This is a genomic window from Methylomonas fluvii (assembly GCF_014850975.1).
GTDB lineage: Bacteria > Pseudomonadota > Gammaproteobacteria > Methylococcales > Methylomonadaceae > Methylomonas > Methylomonas fluvii.
The window spans coordinates 780,766-800,955 of the sequence record NZ_JACXST010000003.1 but is presented as its reverse complement, the minus strand read 5'-3'; the positions used below and the strand labels follow the sequence as shown (position 1 = coordinate 800,955).

Genomic DNA, 20,190 nt, shown 5'->3' with positions numbered 1-20,190 from the left:
TAAATCTAAAAATATGATTTACCTCGGTGCAACAAGCTTGCTGCGGTGGTTGGGATGTTTGTAAGTCTTTGTTTTTGCGTGAAGCATCGCAAAGTCGAAATTTTTATGGCGGTTCTTATGATAAATAAGCAAATCAAAACCGAAATTTCTGCCGGATTTTAATATTCATGCTCCTTACCGGCTTTGGCAAGCAGCTCGTTAATGAAATATTGCAAATACGTCGGCAAATACAATTGCTTCAAATAGGCGATTTTTGTGACCGATCTTGGGATCAGGTGCGATAAATCGCGGACGACCAGATCGTTGTCGGTGCGGGCTTCATACGACGTGCCGGCGATGATACCCACCCCCAAGCCCAGCCTGACATAGGTTTTGATAATGTCCGAATCGGCGGCGGACAGGGTGATGTCCAGTTCCTTGCCAGCATTTTTAAAGGCTTTTTCGATGGTCGAGCGGCCGGTATAGCCTTGCGAGTACGTCAAAATCGGGAATGCGGCCAGCCGGCCCAGTGACACATCGCCGTGTGCTAAAGGATGATGGCGCGGCACCACCGCAATGTGCTGCCATTCGTAGCAAGATTTGACGACCAATTTCTCGTCTTCGTCCAGCTTTTCGGTGCAGATGGCGATGTCGGCGCGGTGTTGATGCAGTTGCTCGATTAGTTCTTGCGGCGACGATTGCACCATGTAAATGGTGATGCCCGGGTATTTCTCCCGAAACTTCTGTACCGGTTCCGGCAGCAAGTATTTGGCTTGGGTATGGGTAGTGGCGATATGTAAGGCGCCGTTGCGATTCTCCCGAAAGTCGTCGGCTATCGACAGGATGTTCTTTTTGGCTTGATTGATCCTGTCTACCTGCTCCATCACTTGTTCGCCCAGTGGTGTCAAACCCAGCAGTTTTTTGCCGTGGCGTTCGTAGAGCGGCGAGCCCAACTCCTCTTCCAATAATTGTAACTGCCGACTGGCGGCCGACTGCACCACATGCATGATTTCCGCGGCTTTGGATTGGTTGAACTGGGTGTCCTTCAGGACGCGCAATAATTCCAGCTGATTTAGATTCATATCGGTCTTTCCATGGGGTGATTTGAGCGATGGGGCAACAATCACGAACCGGGTCAAATCCCGGATCCGGACTATGTTTGGCATAGCCCGAGTTATGAGGGGGTGCTGTCAATTAAACCAATGCGCTTGTTTGATATGTACCGCCACGCGGTCACCTTTGTTTAAATTCAGTTGTTTGAAGCGTTCGTTGGGCATCTCCGCAAACAGCGTCGCACCGGAACCGTTGTGCTGCGGGTTGAACAGCTCAACCCGAATAGTTGCCCCCAGATGTTGCCAGTCTTTCAAAGTCACCGGCGAGCCGGAAGCCTCTTCGGCCTTAACGATTTCGATATGATGCGGACGCACATGCGCAAAGATCCCTTGCGGCTTTTCCGCCAGAATCCCCGCCCGTTGCAGCCAGTTGCTCTCGGTTTCCGACAGGTCAAAGATATTGGTTTGGCCGATGAACTTGGAGACAAAGGCATTGGCCGGATGATCGTAAATCTCCGCCGGCGCGCCTTGTTGTTCGATACGGCCTTGATTCAATACCACCACCTGGCTGGCCACTTCCATGGCTTCTTCCTGATCGTGAGTGACAAAGATACTGGTAACATGCAACTCCTGATGCAGATTCCGCAGCCATTGCCGCAGATCTTTACGCACACTGGCGTCCAACGCGCCGAACGGTTCGTCCAGTAACAATACGCTGGGTTCCACCGCCAGGGCTCTAGCTAAAGCTATCCGCTGCCGCTGTCCGCCCGACAATTGATCCGGAAACCGATCCGCCAACCAATCCAGTTGCACCAACTCCAACAAGGCGTGGACTTTTTTGCTGATAAAGGCTTCGGTAGGCCGTTCTTTGCGCGGCTTGACCCGCAAACCGAAAGCGATGTTGTCGAACACCGTCATGTGCCGGAACAAGGCGTAATGCTGAAACACAAAGCCAATGCCGCGCCGGCTGACATGTTGCTCGGTCTTGTCTTCGCCGCTGAGCAGCACCCGGCCGAAATCCGGGGTTTCCAGACCGGCGATGATCCGTAACAAGGTGGTTTTGCCGCAGCCTGATGGGCCCAATAGGGCTACTAGTTCGCCTTCCGGAATTTCCAGGCTGACGTCGTACAAGGCGGCAAATTTGCCGAAATTTTTGCTGATGTTGTTTAGCAGAATACTCATGTGTTTATCTCATAACGGATGTTAATCGGACGATAGAACGCCTGGGGTTTTTCGCCTTTCGTCTTCAGGTACGGGCCTGTTTCCATTCCAAAAAGCTTTTCAAAACCAGCGTGACGATGGCCAGGGAAGCCAAAATCGAGGCACTGGAAAACGCCCCGATCACGTCGTAATCGTTGTAACTGACTTCCACATGCAGCGGCAGGGTATTGGTCACGCCGCGAATATGGCCGGACACCACCGACACCGCGCCGAATTCGCCCATCGCCCGGGCATTGCAGAGCAAGACGCCGTACAGCAAAGCCCATTTGATATTGGGTAAGGTCACTTTAAAGAAGGTCTGCCAACCACTGGCACCCAGCGATAGCGCCGCTTCTTCTTCCTCGCTGCCCATTTCCTGCATCAGCGGAATCAGTTCCCGCGCCACAAAGGGGAAGGTAATAAAGAGGGTGGCCAGCACGATGCCAGGTACCGCGAAAATGATCTTGAGGTCATGCGCGGAAAACCAATGTCCGAACCAGCCTTGAGCGCCAAACATCAGCACAAAAATCAGTCCCGAAATAACCGGCGATACCGAGAAGGGCAGATCGATCAAGGTGGTCAACAAGCTTTTGCCCCAAAACTCGAAACGGGTGATGGCCCAGGCGGCGGCGATACCGAATACGGTATTCAGTGGGACCGTTATCAATGCCACCACCAAGGTCAATTGCATCGCGGCGATGGCATCCGGTTGTGCCAGCGCCGTCCAATAGGCTTGCCAACCTTTGGAGAACGCCTGATATAAGACCAAACCCAGCGGGACACAGAGAAACAACACAATAAAACCTACCGCGACGCCGACCAGGCTCCAGCGTACCCAAAACGGGTCGTGCAGTGCTTTGAAGTGTGCTTGGCCGGTGGCGTCGCTAATCACATGAACATTGGCGTGCATGATGCCTCCTAAATTTGCCCGGAGCGGCGGCGCGCCCAGAGTTGTAATAAGTTAACGAACAACAGCAACAGGAAAGACACCAGCAGCATCGTCAAGGCAATCGCGGTAGCGCCAGCGTATTGGTACTGTTCCAGTTTGGTAATGATCAATAGCGGGACGATTTCCGAGACGTAAGGCAGATTGCCGGCGATAAAAATCACCGAACCGTACTCACCCACGCCGCGGGCAAACGCCAGCGATACGCCGGTCAACAGCGCCGGAAAAATATTGGGAAAGATCACCTGGGCAAACACTTGCAAGCGAGTAGCGCCCAGACTGGATGCGGCTTCTTCCATGGTGGTGTCGAATTCTTGCAACACCGGTTCGACGGTTCGCACCACGAAGGGGATACCGATAAAAATCAATGCCACCACAATCCCTAATGGTTTGTAAGCCACTTGCACACCCAATGAACTCATCAACCATTTACCCAGCATGCCGCTGGGCTGAAAGATGGTCGCCAGGATGACGCCGGCCACTGCTGTTGGTAAGGCAAACGGTAGATCAATTAAAGCATCCAAAAAGCGCTTGCCGGGAAAGGGATAACGTACCAACACCCAGGCGATGACAAATCCGAATACGCCCGCCACCAGTGCAGCGATCAGCGACGTACCAAAGCTGACCCGGAACGACGATACCACCCGGTTATTGGTAATGATGTCCAGATACTCGCCCCAACCCAGTTGCAAGCTCTTAAATACCAGGGTGCTCAAGGGGATCAGTACCACCAGTCCGAGATAGAACAAGGTGTAGGCCAGCGCCGGTCGAAAGCCCGGCATGATATTGCTTTGGGTCATTGCGTTTCTCTGGAAACAGTCAGTAGGTGCTGACAGGATAGAGAATCTTAAATGCCAACGGAAATGATATAAATTGAATTGATAATCTTTTTTTAAGATAACAAATAGACGAATATCGGCGGTTGCAGCCGGGATGGGAGAGCAACTATTCGTCAACGCATATATCCAATTAACAGATATATATTTCTGTTTATATCGTTTTCAATCGCTTTGTGGTTTTCTTACCATTTGTCCCACGGTCATTGGCGCTAATGCTGCCAAGACAGGGATTCATAAAACCACGATAACCCACCATACCTCAGGAGGCTATATGGCGATTGAACTTAACGGCCATGCATTAAAGCAAGGCGATAACAAGGAGATTGCATTGCAAATTGCGACGATTGTGCAGGATATTCGTTTTGGCTCGGTTGAAGTCGTGATTCACGACGGCCGCATCGTCCAGATCGACAAGCGCGAACGTTTTCGGCTGGGCCAGCAAAAAGAATCTGCATAAGCGGCTTCCAACGAGACTAAGGCTAACGCCACTAAATAGTTGTTCGCTTGTTTCCACTCAGCCAAAGGACGGCGAGATGAGCAGAATCTTTTTGCCTACCGGTCATTAACTACTCTAAACCCATAGTTACCCACATGAAACCACCTTTAATTTATACAGTACGGGCAGCAGGTGCAGTTGGCTTGTTGCTGGCTTGGCCGGTCCTGGTCAACGCCGAAGATTATTATGTCCCGACCAAAGGCTATCGCGTCGAACCTGTGCCAACCGATCCGCCTTTGTACGTGCGCAACTTGAGCAAAACCCAGTTCGAACAATTTCGCGATGTGAAATGGCTGGATGTCGGGCTGGATTTTCGGACCCGCTACGAATACCGTGAAAACGACTTTAGGCCGCAACGCTCAGGCACCTCAGAGTGGCGGCCCGATGCCGATAACCTGTGGCTGCTCAGGACCCGCGCCTACGTCGGCATTAAAGAAATCCTCGATCCTTTACGCTTTGCGGTTGAAATGGAAGATGCGCGCAGTTATAACGGTTTGTACCCCAAAACCGATGCCGATGTGAACGAGTTTGAGATGATCCAGGGCTATGGTGAGTTGTATTTCGCCAATGCTTTGGGCCATAACCGGCCCATCAGCATTCGCGCCGGCCGTATGCACTTGGAATTGCTGGATAGGCGTTTGATTGGTAACAACGAGTTCCGTAACACCACCAACAACTTCGAAGGTTACCGGGTACACTTCGGCAAGAAACAGAATGACTGGGATTTGGATACCTTTGCCTTGCAACCGGTGGAGCGCTACAAATACGAATTCGACCAACCTGACGAAGACACCTGGATCTACGGCGCCGTACTCAGTCTGAAACAATGGTCCGAGTTTGTCACCATCCAGCCTTATTTCTTGGGGCGCAAAACCGACGGTGATCCCGCCAACCGGGTGGCAGCCAATCGCAAGGCCAGTATGGACATTTATGCGCCGGGTCTTAGGGCTTATGGCTTTTTCGGCGGCGGCTTTGATTTCGATGCCGACATCAACAAGCAATTCGGGCGCTTCGGCTCCTTGTCCGGGACTCGGGAGACCTTACGCCAGCACGACGCGCTAGCCTACTCCTTGGAATTAGGTTACAGCTTCGACCACGATTGGAAACCCCGCGCCAGTCTCTATTACGGCTACGGCACGGGCGATAAAAACGCCGGCGACAATATCAACCAACGCTTCGATGCCTTCTACGGCTTTAACCAACCCTGGTCGCGGAATGATTATTTCTCCTGGGACAATATTCACGCGCCCAAGGCCAGGCTGGAGTTTACCCCCTACAAAGACGTGCGTATCGATACCGGCTACAACGCTTACTGGCAGGAAAGCGAGACCGGTGGCTGGAACCGAGCCGGCTTGCGCGACACTACCGGCCGTAGCGGTGCCTTCTTGGGACACGAGTTTGACATCCGTCTGCGTCACAAACTCAATGCCTATGTGGATTGGAGCATGAGCTACGCGCGGTTTACCCCTGGCGACTTCACCGAATCCAGAGCTTTGCCGGTAGCGCAAGGCGGGCAGGGCGCTTATACCAGCGAACCGAGCAATTTCTTCTATTTCGAAGTGTCTTTAAATGCCTTTGGCGATGGTAAGCCTACTTACAAATAAAGATTCCCGCCCGCGGGAACGACGACATTTAAGAACCCGGCCAATAAGCAGCCGGGCTATTTAAATTAGAAATCCCCCCGGCAGTCGCTATACTCTCCGCACGAGGAGGGTTTATGCGTGAAGCAATAGCGCCTGCATGGCTGAGATGGATAGCTGCTGCCGGGCTTTATATCGTAACGGCCAGATTGGCTTTGTTGTATTTCGCGCCCAATGGCACTGCCAGTGTGTTTTTTATTGCCAGCGGGCTGGCATTGGCGGCCATTTTGCTGGGCGGCCGCCACTATGTCTGGGCAATATTCATCGGGGCCTTGGCGCTTAATCTCTGGCAAGGCAAAGCCTTATTGAGTGCGACCAGCATATCAATCGGTAGTACCTTCGGTGCCTGGTCCGGCGCTTGGTTGCTGCAGCAAGTCCGTGGCTTCGACCGTTCTCTGACATCTCTGCGCGATTATCTTGTACTGATAAGTCTCGGCGGCGTTGTCGCTTGTTCGTTGACCGCGGCAATAGGCACGTTGACCTTATTTGCCGGCGGATTTATTGGCAAGGAGGCTGTGCTTTCTTCCCTGCTGCATTGGTGGATGGGCGATACACTGGGCGTGATATTGGTTACGCCGCTGATTTTGGTCTGGACTAACAGTGCCTGCAAGCTGATGAGCGCCAAAGAATTCGGCGAAGCATTGATGATCATTGCCCTGAATTTTTTGGTAGGGCAGTTAGTTTTTCTAGACTGGTTTCACGACAGCCTCGGCGCTTACGCGAAAAGTTACTGGATATTTTTATTCGTCAGTTGGGCGGCTGTTCGGCTTGGCAGCCGCGCTACCACACTGATCTTGGTCGTTACCGCAACCCAGGCCATGTTCGGCTTGGTTTGGCGACGCTCCGGCCTGGCCGATCCCAGTCTGGGTGATAATCACGAAATCAACTATTGGTTTTTCATGGTGGTGCTATCGGTAGTGGGCATGGCATTAGCCTGCTATTTTTCCGAGCGGCAACGGGCCTTGGAAACCTTGGCCGAAAAAGAAGATTTGCTACGCACCCTGTTAAAGGCCATGCCCGACAAAATATGGCTGAAATCTCCCGAAGGCGTCTACCTGCTGTGTAACCCGAGCTTTGAACCCCTTTACGGCAAGCCTGAACAGCTTATCGTCGGCAAGACCGATTACGATTTTGTCAGCCGTGAACAAGCCGATATATATCGCGAACAGGATTCTAAAGCCATCGCCGCCGGCGAGCCTATCCGCAATCAGGACTGGATAAGCTATGCCGACGGCAAGCATAAGGCACTCTACGAAACCATTAAAACCCCAGTTAATTCCTGCGACGGCAAATTGATCGGAGTGCTGGGCATGGCCCGAGACATCACCCAACTGCATGCAACGCAGATCGCCTTAAACGAGCGCATCAAGGAACAAAAATGTCTGCACGCGGTTTTTCGCGCCACCGAGGATTTAGAAAAGCCTTTGTCGGAGGTGCTACAGCGCGTTGTTGACTTATTACCTGCGGGCTGGCTTTATCCCGAAGCAACGGCCGCTCGAATGGAATGGGACGGCCAAAGCTATTTCAGCGGCTATTTCCAAAATTCCAGCAGCAGCTTACTGACCGCGTCCATTCAAATCGACGGTTTAGCCTCCGGCAGTATCTCGGTCGCTAATCTGCAATCGCAGCCCGGGCAATTGGACGATCCGTTTTTGGGTGAAGAACGGCTCTTGCTCGATGCCGTGGCGGAGCGGGTGAGTAGCTTTATAAAACGCCGGATCATCGAGGAAAAAGCCAGGAATCGCGAGCGGATTTTCAGCGCCATCGTCTCGCAGGCCACCGATGCGATTACTCTAGTTGATGCCGAAACTTTCGAATTCATCGAATTCAATGATGCCGCCTGCCAACACTTGGGGTATAGCCGCGAGGAATTCGCCGACTTGCGCTTGCCGGATATTCAGGGCGAGTTCGACGCTGCCCAAGTTCGCCAGATAGCGGATGATTTCATGCTAGCCGGCGGTGCACAATTCGATACCTTACGCCGTCACCAGAACGGCACTTTGTTGAATGTCCATGTCAGCATCAAAGTGATTGAAATCAAAGGTCGCAATTATTTGTCCCTGATTTGGTCGGACATTACCGAACGCAAGCAGATCGAGCAACAATTCCGCCACCTCTTTGATCACAATCCGGCGCCGATGTTGATCTACGAACGCGGCACGCTGGCCATGGTGGCGGTGAATGACGCGTTTAACCAACTATATGGCTACAGCCAAGCGGAAATCGTCGCACTCAAACTCACCGATCTGTTCCCGGCACAACAGCAACAAGCCATTGCAACCTTGGCTGCCGGTCTGCGCGGTTTTGCTTATATCGGCGAGTGGCAGCATCTTCTTAAAGACGGCCGGGTAATCGACATCATCGTTCGCTCGCACGACATCCATTTTTCCGAGCGTGACTGTCGGGTGGCTGTGATTACCGATATTACCGAATTGAAACAGGCGGAAGCGGAACTGCGCAAACTGTGGCTTGCGGTGGAGCAAAGCCCCAACAGCATCGTCATCACCAACCTGCAAGCGGAAATCGAGTACGTCAATCAACATTTTACGGCGGTCACCGGCTATAGCCGCGAGGAAGCCATCCGCCAAAATCCGCGGATATTGCAATCCGGGCACACCGGTCAGGCCACTTACGACGAGATGTGGCATACCCTGACCCAAGGTAAAAGCTGGTCCGGCGAATTGATTAACCGCCGCAAAGACGGTAGCGAATACATCGAATGGGCGCAGATCACGCCGGTAAGGCAAGCGGACGGCGCCGTCACTCACTATCTGGCTATTAAGGAAGACATTACCGAGAAAAAGCGGGTAGAGAGCGAACTGGATTCTTATCGCCACCATCTGGAAGAGCTAGTGGCAGCACGCACCGTAGAACTGGAACAAGCCCGGCAGGCTGCGGAGGCCGCTACGCTGGCGAAGAGTCAGTTTCTGGCCAATATGAGCCACGAAATCCGCACGCCGATGAATGCGATTTTGGGTATGTTGTATCTGGCGCTGAAGCAGGATTTACCTTCAACCTTGCATAACCATTTGACGAAGGCGCAGAGCGCGGCGCATTCGCTGTTGGGGATCATCAACGATATTCTGGACTTCTCCAAAATCGAAGCCGGTAAGCTGGAGTTTGAATCGACCGAGTTTGCGCTGGATAGAGTGCTGGAGCAACTCACCGACGCTATCGGCCTACAGGCTGAGCAAAAAGGCGTGGAGTTTTTAATTCGCTACGATGTGAATATCCCCGCCACGCTGCGAGGCGATCCGCTACGCTTAAAACAGGTGCTGCTCAACCTGTGCGGCAATGCCATTAAATTCACCGAACGCGGGGAAGTGGAATTGGCGTTCCGGATGCTCAGCAAAAAGGCTGACGCGATCATCTTGCAGATTTCGGTTCGTGATACCGGCATCGGTATGGATCGTGAGTTGCAAGGGCGTTTATTTCAGAAGTTTACACAGGCCGATCAGTCCACTACTCGGAAGTTTGGCGGCACCGGACTAGGATTGGCAATCAGCAAACACCTAGTGGAACTGATGGGCGGCAGGATCTGGCTGGAAGATTCACAACCCGGACAGGGCACGACGATTTGTTGCACGGTGCAACTGCACATTGCCCAACAGGCCGAGGCGCGTCGCCGGGAATTGTTGGATCAGACCGGATCGTTACTGAAAGGCATCCGGGTGCTGGTGGTGGACGACAACGACATTTCCCGAGAAATACTCGCGGAAATGTTGCGCTTTTTTCAATTGGACGTCAGCATGGCCGGGGATGGCGCCACCGCGATTCGCTTGCTGGAAACCGCCGCCGCGCATCCCTTCGATCTGGTATTGATGGATTGGCGGATGCCCGGCATGAATGGCGACGAAGCCACCAGGCGGATTCATGCCGATGCGGCCATTGTGCTGCAACCTAAGGTGATCATGATCACGGCATACGGCCGCGAAGACGTGATGTTTCTGGCTCACCAAGCCGGGGTGGACGGTTTCCTGATCAAGCCGGTTTCGCCGTCGTCACTGTTAGATAGCATGCTGTCGGCATTGGGGCGCGGCGACGTTCTCGACAGGCAGCAATCGCCGTATGCCGCCGCTCAGGCGCCGCCGAATTTGATTGGCCGCCACGTTTTATTGGTGGAAGATAACGCCATCAATCGCGAATTTGCTGTCGAATTGCTGCGCAGTATGAATATCGCGGCGGATGAGGCGGTGAACGGGGAAGAAGCATTGGCGATGGTGCAGCGGTATCAGTACGATTGCATATTGATGGACATCCAGATGCCGGTGATGGACGGTCTGGAGGCAACGCGGCGGATTCGCGCTTTGGCCGGGCAAGCAGGGGGAGAGCGCTTTGCCAGTTTGCCGATTATCGCCATGACCGCGTTGGCAATGGCCCGCGATGCCGAGGAAAGCCGGGCGGCCGGCATGAACGACCACATTACCAAACCGGTGGAACCGCAAAGCTTGTTTTCCTGTTTGGCAAAATGGTTGCCTGCCGCTTCCACCGCTGCGCTGGCAGAGACCTATGCGGTCAATGAAGCGCCGATACGGGTGGTTTGTTCACCGGAGTTATTGGGCTTGCAAAGTTTGCAAGTCAGCGAGGGTATTCGCCGCATTGGCGGAAAGGAAGTGGCTTACCGTAAACAACTCAGGCGCTTTCGCGAACATTACGCTAACGCAGCGGACGAATTGCAGCGCATACTGCAAACCGATAATCTCACGGCCGCTGAAAATTATTGTCATTCCTTGAAAGGCGTAGCCGGCAATATCGGTGCTGATGCGTTTTACGAGTGCATTGCCGGCATCGATGCCTTGCTTAAACAACAGCAACGGCCTGCCGCGGAACACATTGAGCAGCTGCGCGGTTTATTGCAACAAGTGATGACCGACATCGATAGCCTTGCCCCTCCGCCGGTGCCGGCCGCACTGCCGGCGCAACCGCTATCGGTCGATGCTATAACCGCTAAAATCACCCGCTTAATGGCTGTCTTGGAAAGCGATTTAGGTGAAGCCGAAGCATTAATCGGCGATTTACGCAAGGGTACGGCCGGAAGTAAGTTAGAAGCCGATTTCGAGGCGATTGCCGCCGAGGTCGATGCGTTTAACATAGATCAAGCCATCGCTCTGTTGGGCGCGGCGCAACAACGGCTGTTGGCTGGACCATCATTAGATCAAGATCAGCGAAATTAACATGTCCCAGACGAATAACAGCAAACCGAGTATTTTGATCGTAGATGACGTCAACGAAAATCTGCATGCTTTATTGAGCATTCTGCGCGAAGACTACGCCATTCTTGCCGCGACCAACGGCGAAAAAGCCTTGGAACTGGCAGTGCGCGCCCCAGGTCCGGACCTAGTATTACTCGACATCAAAATGCCGGGCATGGACGGTTACGAAGTGTTGCGCCGGCTGAAGACCGATCCTATGACGGCCGATATTCCGGTCATCTTCGTCACCGCCCTGTCGGAGTCGGCCGACGAGGCCGCCGGCCTTAAATTGGGCGCTGCCGATTACATCACCAAACCGATTAATCCCGACCTACTGAAACAGCGGATATTGACGCAACTGGAATTGCGCCAATATCGCCGCAAGCCGCTGATGTCCTTAAATGAACAGATGTTGATCAGAGCGGAGCGGCCGACGCTGCTGTTGGTTGACGATATGCCGGAGAATATCCACGAATTGGCCGAGGCGCTAAAGGAGGAATACCGCATCCGGGTAGCCAACAACGGTCGCAAGGCGGTGGAAATAGTGCTGGGCCCCCATCCGCCCGATGTGGTGTTGCTTGACATCCTGATGCCGGAGATGGACGGGTATGAAGTGTGCCGGCGTATCAAGGCCACAGCCGTAGGTAACCGGATTCCGGTGTTATTTGTCAGCGTGGTTGATAAAACGGTGGACAAAGTGCGCGGCTTCTCGATTGGTGCCGCCGACTACATTACCAAGCCCTTTGATATCGATGAAGTGCGGGCGCGGATACGCACGCATTTGGAACTTAGCCGCTTGAACCATCATTTCGAGCAGTTGATTGAGCTGCACACCGCCGAGTTACAACACTTGGACTCCATCGTCTGCCGGTCTCCGGTGGTCGCGATTACCTGGCGCAACGCCGACGATTGGCCGGTGAGTTACGTCAGTGCCAATATCGCGGATTGGGGTTATCATCCGGAGGATTTGCGCTTGGGTAAAGTGAAGTACCTGGATTTGCTTCCGCCCGAAGACCGGTTTCGGATCGAAGCCGAAGTCGCTCAACACATTGCCCATGGTCCGGACGAATATCATCAGGAATACCGCTTATTGCACGGTGACGGCCATTGGATCTGGATCGATGAATTTACCCGGCTAAGCCGTAACGAGCAGGGCGAGGTGGATTCCTTCGATGGTTTGCTGAATAACATCACCGCACGTGTCGAAGCCGAGCTGGCTTTGCGGGAGCGGGAGCATCAATTGCGGGTGATGGGCGACAATCTGCCAGACGGCTATGTGTATCGTTACCGAATCTGGCAGGACGGGCGGGCTGCTCTGCAATACATTAGCGCCGGGGTGGAGAAACTGCACGGCTTGAAACCCGCGCAATTGATCGACGATATTAATCCGTTCTTTGCGCAAATGGCGCCCGAATCGCTTCAGCAATACCGGGAAGCGGAAGCTGAATGCTTGAGGGAATTAAAAGTCTACAAAGGCAGCGTGCTGTTCAATCCGCCAGGCGGCGGCCAACGCTGGATTGCTTTTCAGTCCAGCCCAAACCAGCAAGCCGATGGCAGCGTGGTTTGGGATGGTGTGGGCGTCGATGTTACTCAGCGTATAGAGAATGAACAAAAACTAATTTTACAGGCCCGGCGTTCGCAAGCTTTGTTGGAACTGCCAAAGGCGTCGGAAGACTTGAACGAGGCGGAATTCATGCGGCGCGGTATGCTTCTGGCAGAGGATCTGACTGCCAGCCAACTGGCCTTTGTATACTTCATCAATACTGACGAAGACAGTATGGAACCGGTGGCCCAGTCCCGGGCGCCGCAGGAACCCGCCGGGAAATCCGCCGCGGACAGCTGTATTCTTCTCAGCCAGGCCGGTATCTTGGGTGAGGCCGTCAAAAGCCGTCAACCAGCGGTTTTCAATAATGTCCCGGCCCATCTCCCTAAGGAGTTTGTCGTAACAGCCAACACAGAACCCTTGCCCCGGCTTCCTGCTGCTGGTTTTTCCGCAGCGCAGCCTGCATTGCGTCGGCTGATTTGCGTGCCGGTGATCGAGAATGGCAAAGTGGTTATGCTAACCGGTGTAGGGAATAAAGCGACCGACTATACCGAGCTGGATGTCGAAACTGTTCAGCTCATCTCGAATGCCCTGTGGCGCATTGTCCAACGCCAGCGCATCGAGAAAAAGGCCGCCCGTTTCAGCCAGGTGTTGGCGCGTTCCACCAATGAAATTCATATTTTCGATAGCCAGACCCTGCGGTTTATTGATGTGAACCAGGGCGGGCGCGACAATCTGGGGTATTCGACTCAAGAGCTTGAACGGATGACGCCGTTGGATATTAACCCTGAGCTAAGTGCGGAAGCCTTTGAACAGTTGTGCGCGCCTTTGCGGGCGGGTAGCAAGAGCCGCTGTGATTTCTCAACGATACACCGGCGTAAAGACGGTAGCGAGTATCCGGTTGAAGTTCATCTGGAATTAATCGATGACCAGCCCCCATTGTTTGTGGCCATCATTAACGATATGACGGACACTCGGCAAATGCAGGAGCGCATCCTGCAATTATCGCGGTACGATCCGGTTACCGGTTTGCCGAATCAATTTTTCTTCGAAGATTTGCTGGCCTCAGCCATCGCCCAAGCCGAGCATCAGCAACACAGTATTGCCGTATTGCGTTTGGATATTGAAAATTTCCACACGATTGATGACACCTACGGTTACGAAATCGGCGATCAAACGCTGAAAATCATTGCCAACCGCTTGGTCAAGGCCGCTGGCAGCGAAGGCCTCGTCACCCGGATGGCCAAGGACAATTTCAATATTGCCTGCTCGGACATCAACGGCCCATCGGCAGCCGAACAATTTGCGGAAGCCCTACAAGCCGCGGTGACGGAATCGGTAGTGCTAGCCCAGCACGAAATCCATCTGGAAGCCAAGATCGGTATCAGTTTTTATCCCTCAGATGCGAAAACGGCCAGCGAGTTGGTGCAGCGCGCCGGGATTGCTTTAAATCACGCCAAAGCCGACAAAGTGTCCAGCTTTCGTTTCTTTAAGCAGGACATGAATGAGCGGTTACTGACCAGAATCGCGCTGACCAACGACATGCGCCACGCCATCGAGCGGGAACAATTTGAGCTTCATTACCAGCCTCAGGTCGATCTTAGCAGCGGAAAAGTCATTGGCCTGGAAGCCTTGGTGCGCTGGAATCACCCGCTGCAAGGATTTATGCCGCCGAATAAATTTATCCCTTTGGCGGAAGAATCCGGCTTGATCGTGCCATTGGGGGATTGGATTCTCAAACGGGCCGTATCGCAAACCAAGGAATGGCGTGATGCCGGGCTAATCTCTGAAGGCTTTACCGTTGCTGTGAATGTCTCTGCCATACAAATGCAAGCGGGTGGCTTGGTCGATTTGCTAAAGCAGTTATTTGCGGACACCGATTTGCCGGCGCATTGTATTGAATTGGAACTCACCGAAAGCTTGTTGATGACGAATGTAAGCGAAACCCTGACGCTGCTGAAACAGCTGAAGGATCTGAATATTCAGCTGTCGATTGACGATTTCGGCACTGGCTATTCTTCGCTTTCCTACCTTAAACAATTCTCGGTGGACAAGCTCAAGATAGACAAAAGCTTTATCGATAATGTCGTCACCGACTCGAACGATGCGGTGATTGTGCAAGCCACCATCGCCATGGCGCACAGCTTGGGCCTAGCTGTCATCGCAGAAGGAGTGGAAACCCAGGGGCAAACCAGTTACCTGAGAAGGCTGCGCTGCGATCAGATACAGGGTTATTATTTCAGTCGGCCGTTGCCCAGCGCTGAGATTCGGCAGTTATTGCAGGCCGGAACCCTACTGCGTTTGCCTTCGGATGAACAAAAACCGCAAGTTCTTATCGTGGATGACGAACCCTATATCATGTCGGCGCTGAAGCGCTGCTTGTGGCGGGATGATTATGAAATTTTGACGGCCGGCAGTGGCCAAGATGCACTGGAGTTATTGGCCAATCATCCCGTTATGGTGATTATTTGCGATCAACGCATGCCCGATATGACCGGTACGGAGTTATTGTCGCGCGTTAAAATCATGCACCCGCGAACGGTGCGAATGATTATTTCCGGCTATGCCGATCTAAACACTATTACCGAAGCCGTTAACAAAGGCGAAATATACAAATTCCACCAAAAGCCTTGGGACGACGATGAATTACGCAGCGACGTTCGGGAAGGCATCGCGCGTTATTATGCCTCCGAAAATATCAGGTCATTGTAGCGGCTTGCAATCGGCCATTTTGTGTCATCTGGCAAACGGAAATACGGCATCCTTGCTGGTCAAGATTTTGTTTAAAACAAGGCAGTTCGCAAGCCGGCCAAAATCCAAATAATCAACCTGAATTTAGAATTTTGTGCACCAAGTTGGATCTGATTTTATTTTTACTTGCACCACTAAAACGCAAAAGACTGGGTTTTGCAGTTGGTATAATTTTATATGTTATTGATTTATATATAAAATCAAGTATGGCATATTGCTTGCTGTATAGTTTTACAGCACGTGAGGCGCGATCATAAAAGCGCCTTTACAAAATGGTGACTAGGGTTCCGGTTCGATTTCGAACGTCAGCGACCGAGAGTTGCCGGCTTCTTTCGGGGAGCTACACGGCGGGATAAAAGCCCGGGAGGTCAGACGGTTTTATAAACCGGTCCGCCTCTACGTGTAGCTTTTCAACCCGACTGGAGCTACTCATGACATCTACTTTCTCCCACTGCCTGTCCCGCTTAATTGCGCTTGTCCTTGCTGCGGCATTTTTTTGCTTGTCTAAACCGGCTGCCGCCGAGGTAAAGGTCGGCGTTAGCGACTGGCCCGGCTGGGTGGCCTGGTACGTCGCCGAACACAACGGCTATTTCAAAAAATACGGCGCCAAGGTCAAACTGATCTGGTTTGCCAATTACACCGATTCCATCTCGGCCTTGTCGGCCGGCCAACTGGATGCCAATTGCCAGACCTGGTCGGACACCATGGCGCCGCTCAGCAAGAATGTGCCGGTGAAAGCCATCTTGGTCAACGACAACTCCGACGGCAACGACGCCTTGATGGTCAATCCCGCCATCAAAAGCTTTGCCGACCTGAAAGGCAAAACCATCGCCCTCGAACAATATTCGATTTCCCACTTCGTGCTCGCCACCGCGCTGAGCAAGAACGGCTTGAGTTTCAACGACACCAAAACCGTAAACCTGTCGGCTGGCGACGCGGCGGCGGCATTCTTGAGCGGCCGAGTCGATGCGACCGTGGTGTGGAATCCCTGGGTCAACAATATCCAGGCCAGCGGCAAAGGCACGGCCTTATTCACCTCCAAAGACATGCCCGGCCTGATCCCGGATTTGCTGGTGGCTCGGGTTAAAGCCATCGAAACCCACCGTGCCGAGTTGGTAGGCATGATCAAGGCTTGGCAGGATACCCAACGCTTTATCCGCGAGCAGCCCGATCAAGCCGTTAGCGTCATGGCCAAAGTGGTCGGCATGAAACCGGATGCCTACAAAGTGTTTCTGCCCGGCACCCGCTTCTTCACATTGGAAGACAACCTGAAAGCCTTGGAACCGGCCAGCGAACCGGCGTCGTTGGCAGCGGTCGGCCCCACCATCGCCGCCTTTTTGAAAGACAACCGTTTGATAGAAAACGTGCCGGATTTGGCGGTCGGCGTCGATGCCTCATTGGTAGCCGAAGCGCTCGCCGCTCATTAGTTCGGGGTGGCAACTATGACTGGCAATGTAAATCCGCGGCGACCGCTATGGGCGATACGCGGCAGTTTGGAACGGCGCGCGCATTGGCTGATTGCAATGAGCGGTTTGCTGTCGGCGCTGCTGGCTTGGTGGTGGGTCTCTGCCGGCGGCGCGATAGACCCGGTGTTTCTGCCGACGCCGCCTTTGGTGTTGGACAGCGCCTGGGCGTGGCTGCGCGACGGCGATTTGCTCGGGGACGTGGCTATTAGCGTTTACCGGGTCGTGGCCGGGTTTTTATTGTCTGCGGTGTTGGCCTTGCCCTTGGGCGTGTTGGTCGGTACCTATGCACCGGTCAAAGCCCTGTTCGAACCCTTGACCGACTTCATCCGCTACATGCCGGCGGCCGCCTTCATTCCGTTGGTGATGCTGTGGGTAGGTATCGACGAGGGCGCCAAGATCGCGATTATCTTCATCGGCACCTTCTTTCAAATGCTGCTGATGATCGCCGAAGACGTAAGGCGGGTGCCGATGGAGCAAATCGAAGCGGCGCAGACCATGGGCGCCGACCGCGACGAAATCGTGATGCGGGTGATTATGCCGTCGGCCAAACCGGCCATTCTGGATACCTTACGGGTGACGATGGGCTGGGCCTGGACTTATCTGGTGGTGGCCGAGCTGGTGGCGGCCAACTCCGGCCTGGGATTTGCCGTGCTGAAGGCGCAACGTTTTCTGCAAACCGACAAAATCTTCGCCGGCATCATTTTGATCGGCCTGTTCGGGCTGGCTACCGACCAATGCTTCCGCTGGGCGCATCGCCGCAGCTTCCCTTGGCTGTACCGGAGATAGCAGCGATGACGAATCCCATCATACAAATCCGCCAATTGCAAAAGCGCTTTGCCGCCAACGGCGCGGACATCGTCGCCTTGCAGGATGCCGATCTCGACCTTGCGTCCGGCGAGTTCGTCACGCTGGTCGGCGCCTCCGGCTGCGGTAAATCGACCTTGCTGCGCATCGTCGGCGGCCTGGAGCCGGCCAGCGGCGGCAGCGTCAACGTCGACGGCCTGCCGATCGCCGGCCCAGGCATCGACCGCGCCATGGTGTTCCAGCATTACAGCCTGTATCCGTGGTTGAGTGTGACCGAGAACATCAAGTTCTGTCGGCAATTGAAGGTACATCGAGACGTATCAACCTTGAGCGATGTCGAGTCCGCCGAAGGCCGGGCCGACGCCCTGATCCGCTTGATGGGGCTAAGCCACGTCGCCGACGCTTATCCGAATCAGTTGTCCGGCGGCATGCAGCAGCGGGTGGCGATTGCCCGGGCTTTGATGGCGCGGCCGCGCATCCTGTTGATGGACGAGCCGTTCGGCGCGCTGGACGCCCAAACCCGCGAGGTCATGCACGATCTGATCCTGCACGTTTCCATCCTGGAAAAAACCACGGTGCTGTTTGTTACCCACGACGTGGAAGAGGCGATTTATCTGGCGCACCGGGTAGTTTTGATGGCACCCCGGCCGGGACGCATCGCCGCGGTCCACACCGTGCCGTTGCCGGACCACCGCGACCAGGACATGAAACAGACCCCGGATTTCATTGCCTTGAAAAAACAAATTTTGGCCGGCATCCGCGACACGTCCGGCATGCAGACCGACTACGAACTGCTCGAGCGCCTGGGCCAGGTTCCGGCGCCATAAACCTATTAGGAGACCAACATGACTTTAGCTGCAATCAATCCTGCAGACCTGCTTTGGAGCGAGACCTTGCCGGGCGGCGCCCATACTTCGTTTCGGATGCGGCGCGGCAACCGCTTGCGCCTGACCGACAGCGAAGGCGGCGCCAACTTGTCGGCTTTGTTCGTCAATGACGACGAACGCACCGAACGCTACAACATGGCGGACACTTTAAAAGCGCAACACACGTTTCATCTGACCGAAGGCTTTGTCTGCTACTCGGACATGGGCCGGGTATTGTGCTCGCTTACCGCCGACACATTGGGCTGGCACGACACGGTGTGCGGCGTGTCCGACGCCGCGCAGGTACTGGCCAAATACGGCACGGCCAATTACCAAAGCCATCGCAATGCAATGTACCGCAACGGCCGCGACAGTTTGTTGATCGAACTGGAGAAATGGGGGTTGGGCAAGCGCGACTTGGTCGCCAACGTCAATTTCTTCAGCAAGATAGCCGCCGACGCGGAAGGCAATCTGCAATATCAAGCCGGCCATTCCGTCCCCGGCAGCCAAGTCGAATTGCGCTTCGAAATGAACACGCTGGTGGTGCTGAGCAGTTGCCCGCATCCCTTGGACCCCAATCCGCATTACCAGCCCAAACCGGTGTTGCTGGAGGCCTATCGCGGCGCCTTGCCGGACCAAGACGACAAATGCCGCAATTTCCGCCCGGAAAACGGCCGCGGTTTTAGCAATACCGAACGCTATTTTTTGTAATCACCGATCTAACGAGGACGAAACCATGCCCATCGTCGAGAGTACGCTCGATCCGAGCAACGCCATTTACGATTACACCCTGCCGGCCGGCGAGCCCTGGCTGCATACCATCAAACAAGGCCAGATCTTCCGTATTCTGGACCTGGAAGGCAATCAGGCCGTCGATACGCTGTTTTACAGTGCCGCCGACCATGAAGAACGCTATAGCGCCAGCGACACGATACGCCACCAGGGCAATCTGTACCTGAGCGCCGGCTCTAAATTGATGTCCGGCGAGGGCAAGGTGTTGTTGACCATCGTCGCCGACACCTGCGGCCGCCACGATACACTGGGCGGCGCCTGTGCCGCCGAAAGCAACAGCGTACGTTACGCCCTGGACAAGAAACACATGCACAGTTGCCGCGACAGCTTTTTGCTGGCCGTCGGCCATGCCGACTGCGGCCTGGCCAAGCGCGACATCGCCAGCAATATCAATTTTTTCATGAACGTGCCAGTCACGGCCGACGGCCAATTGACCTTTGCCGACGGCATTTCCGCGCCGGGTAAGTACGTGGAAATGCGGGCGGAGATGGACGTCATCGCGCTGATTTCCAACTGTCCTCAACTGAATAATCCGTGCAACGCCTACAACCCGACGCCGGTGCGCCTGTTGATCTGGGACTGACCCGTAATCCGCGCCGGGACGGCCCGGCGTTGGCAAAGCAA

Annotated in this window: 13 protein-coding genes and 1 riboswitch; of the genes, 9 read left to right on the top strand and 4 right to left on the bottom strand. The window is 54.2% G+C overall.

Annotated elements, in window-relative coordinates:
- Window positions 1-158 precede the first annotated feature (158 nt).
- The 4 genes from EBB_RS21220 to cysT all read right to left on the bottom strand — a co-directional run bounded on the left by EBB_RS21220 (window position 159) and on the right by cysT (window position 3,977).
- The gene (locus EBB_RS21220; protein ID WP_192395703.1) at window positions 159-1,061 is read right to left on the bottom strand and encodes a LysR substrate-binding domain-containing protein; all 903 of its coding nucleotides are present in this window, start codon (window positions 1,059-1,061) and stop codon (window positions 159-161) included.
- A 108-nt stretch (window positions 1,062-1,169) separates the two neighbouring features.
- Window positions 1,170-2,213, bottom strand: coding sequence for a sulfate/molybdate ABC transporter ATP-binding protein (locus tag EBB_RS21215; protein WP_192395702.1), 1,044 nt, complete (start codon window positions 2,211-2,213; stop codon window positions 1,170-1,172).
- 64 nt (window positions 2,214-2,277) lie between these two features.
- On the bottom strand, window positions 2,278-3,141 hold the full coding sequence (cysW, locus tag EBB_RS21210) for a sulfate ABC transporter permease subunit CysW (protein WP_192395701.1): 864 nt from the start codon (window positions 3,139-3,141) through the stop codon (window positions 2,278-2,280).
- 8 nt (window positions 3,142-3,149) lie between these two features.
- Window positions 3,150-3,977: a sulfate ABC transporter permease subunit CysT gene (gene cysT / locus EBB_RS21205; protein ID WP_192395700.1), complete on the bottom strand. Its 828-nt coding sequence runs from the start codon at window positions 3,975-3,977 to the stop codon at window positions 3,150-3,152.
- A 310-nt stretch (window positions 3,978-4,287) separates the two neighbouring features.
- Here cysT and EBB_RS21200 point away from each other — a divergent pair, with 310 nt between their 5' ends.
- From EBB_RS21200 to EBB_RS21160, 9 genes are all read left to right on the top strand, one after another.
- Complete coding sequence (locus tag EBB_RS21200) at window positions 4,288-4,473, top strand: YezD family protein (RefSeq protein ID WP_192395699.1); 186 nt, start codon at window positions 4,288-4,290, stop codon at window positions 4,471-4,473.
- Window positions 4,474-4,607: 134 nt separating this feature from the next.
- A complete protein-coding gene (locus EBB_RS21195) occupies window positions 4,608-6,116 on the top strand; it encodes an alginate export family protein (RefSeq protein WP_192395698.1) in 1,509 nt (502 codons plus the stop codon).
- 113 nt (window positions 6,117-6,229) lie between these two features.
- Window positions 6,230-11,326 carry a PAS domain S-box protein gene (locus EBB_RS21190; protein ID WP_192395697.1) on the top strand — a complete coding sequence of 1,699 codons (5,097 nt, stop codon included), beginning with the start codon at window positions 6,230-6,232 and terminating at the stop codon, window positions 11,324-11,326.
- A gap of 1 nt (window position 11,327) precedes the next feature.
- A complete protein-coding gene (locus EBB_RS21185) occupies window positions 11,328-15,599 on the top strand; it encodes a response regulator (RefSeq protein ID WP_192395696.1) in 4,272 nt (1,423 codons plus the stop codon).
- Window positions 15,600-15,906: 307 nt separating this feature from the next.
- A riboswitch (guanidine-I (ykkC/yxkD leader) is annotated at window positions 15,907-16,007 on the top strand.
- 62 nt (window positions 16,008-16,069) lie between these two features.
- Complete coding sequence (locus tag EBB_RS21180; RefSeq protein ID WP_192395695.1) at window positions 16,070-17,065, top strand: ABC transporter substrate-binding protein; 996 nt, start codon at window positions 16,070-16,072, stop codon at window positions 17,063-17,065.
- A 15-nt stretch (window positions 17,066-17,080) separates the two neighbouring features.
- Entirely contained in the window at window positions 17,081-17,890 is an 810-nt protein-coding gene (locus tag EBB_RS21175) for an ABC transporter permease (RefSeq protein WP_192395694.1), read from the top strand.
- A gap of 5 nt (window positions 17,891-17,895) precedes the next feature.
- Complete coding sequence (locus tag EBB_RS21170) at window positions 17,896-18,735, top strand: ABC transporter ATP-binding protein (protein WP_192395693.1); 840 nt, start codon at window positions 17,896-17,898, stop codon at window positions 18,733-18,735.
- Window positions 18,736-18,753: 18 nt separating this feature from the next.
- The gene (locus EBB_RS21165) at window positions 18,754-19,485 is read left to right on the top strand and encodes an urea amidolyase associated protein UAAP1 (protein ID WP_192395692.1); all 732 of its coding nucleotides are present in this window, start codon (window positions 18,754-18,756) and stop codon (window positions 19,483-19,485) included.
- A gap of 25 nt (window positions 19,486-19,510) precedes the next feature.
- Window positions 19,511-20,149, top strand: coding sequence for an urea amidolyase associated protein UAAP2 (locus EBB_RS21160; RefSeq protein ID WP_192395691.1), 639 nt, complete (start codon window positions 19,511-19,513; stop codon window positions 20,147-20,149).
- Window positions 20,150-20,190 lie beyond the last annotated feature (41 nt).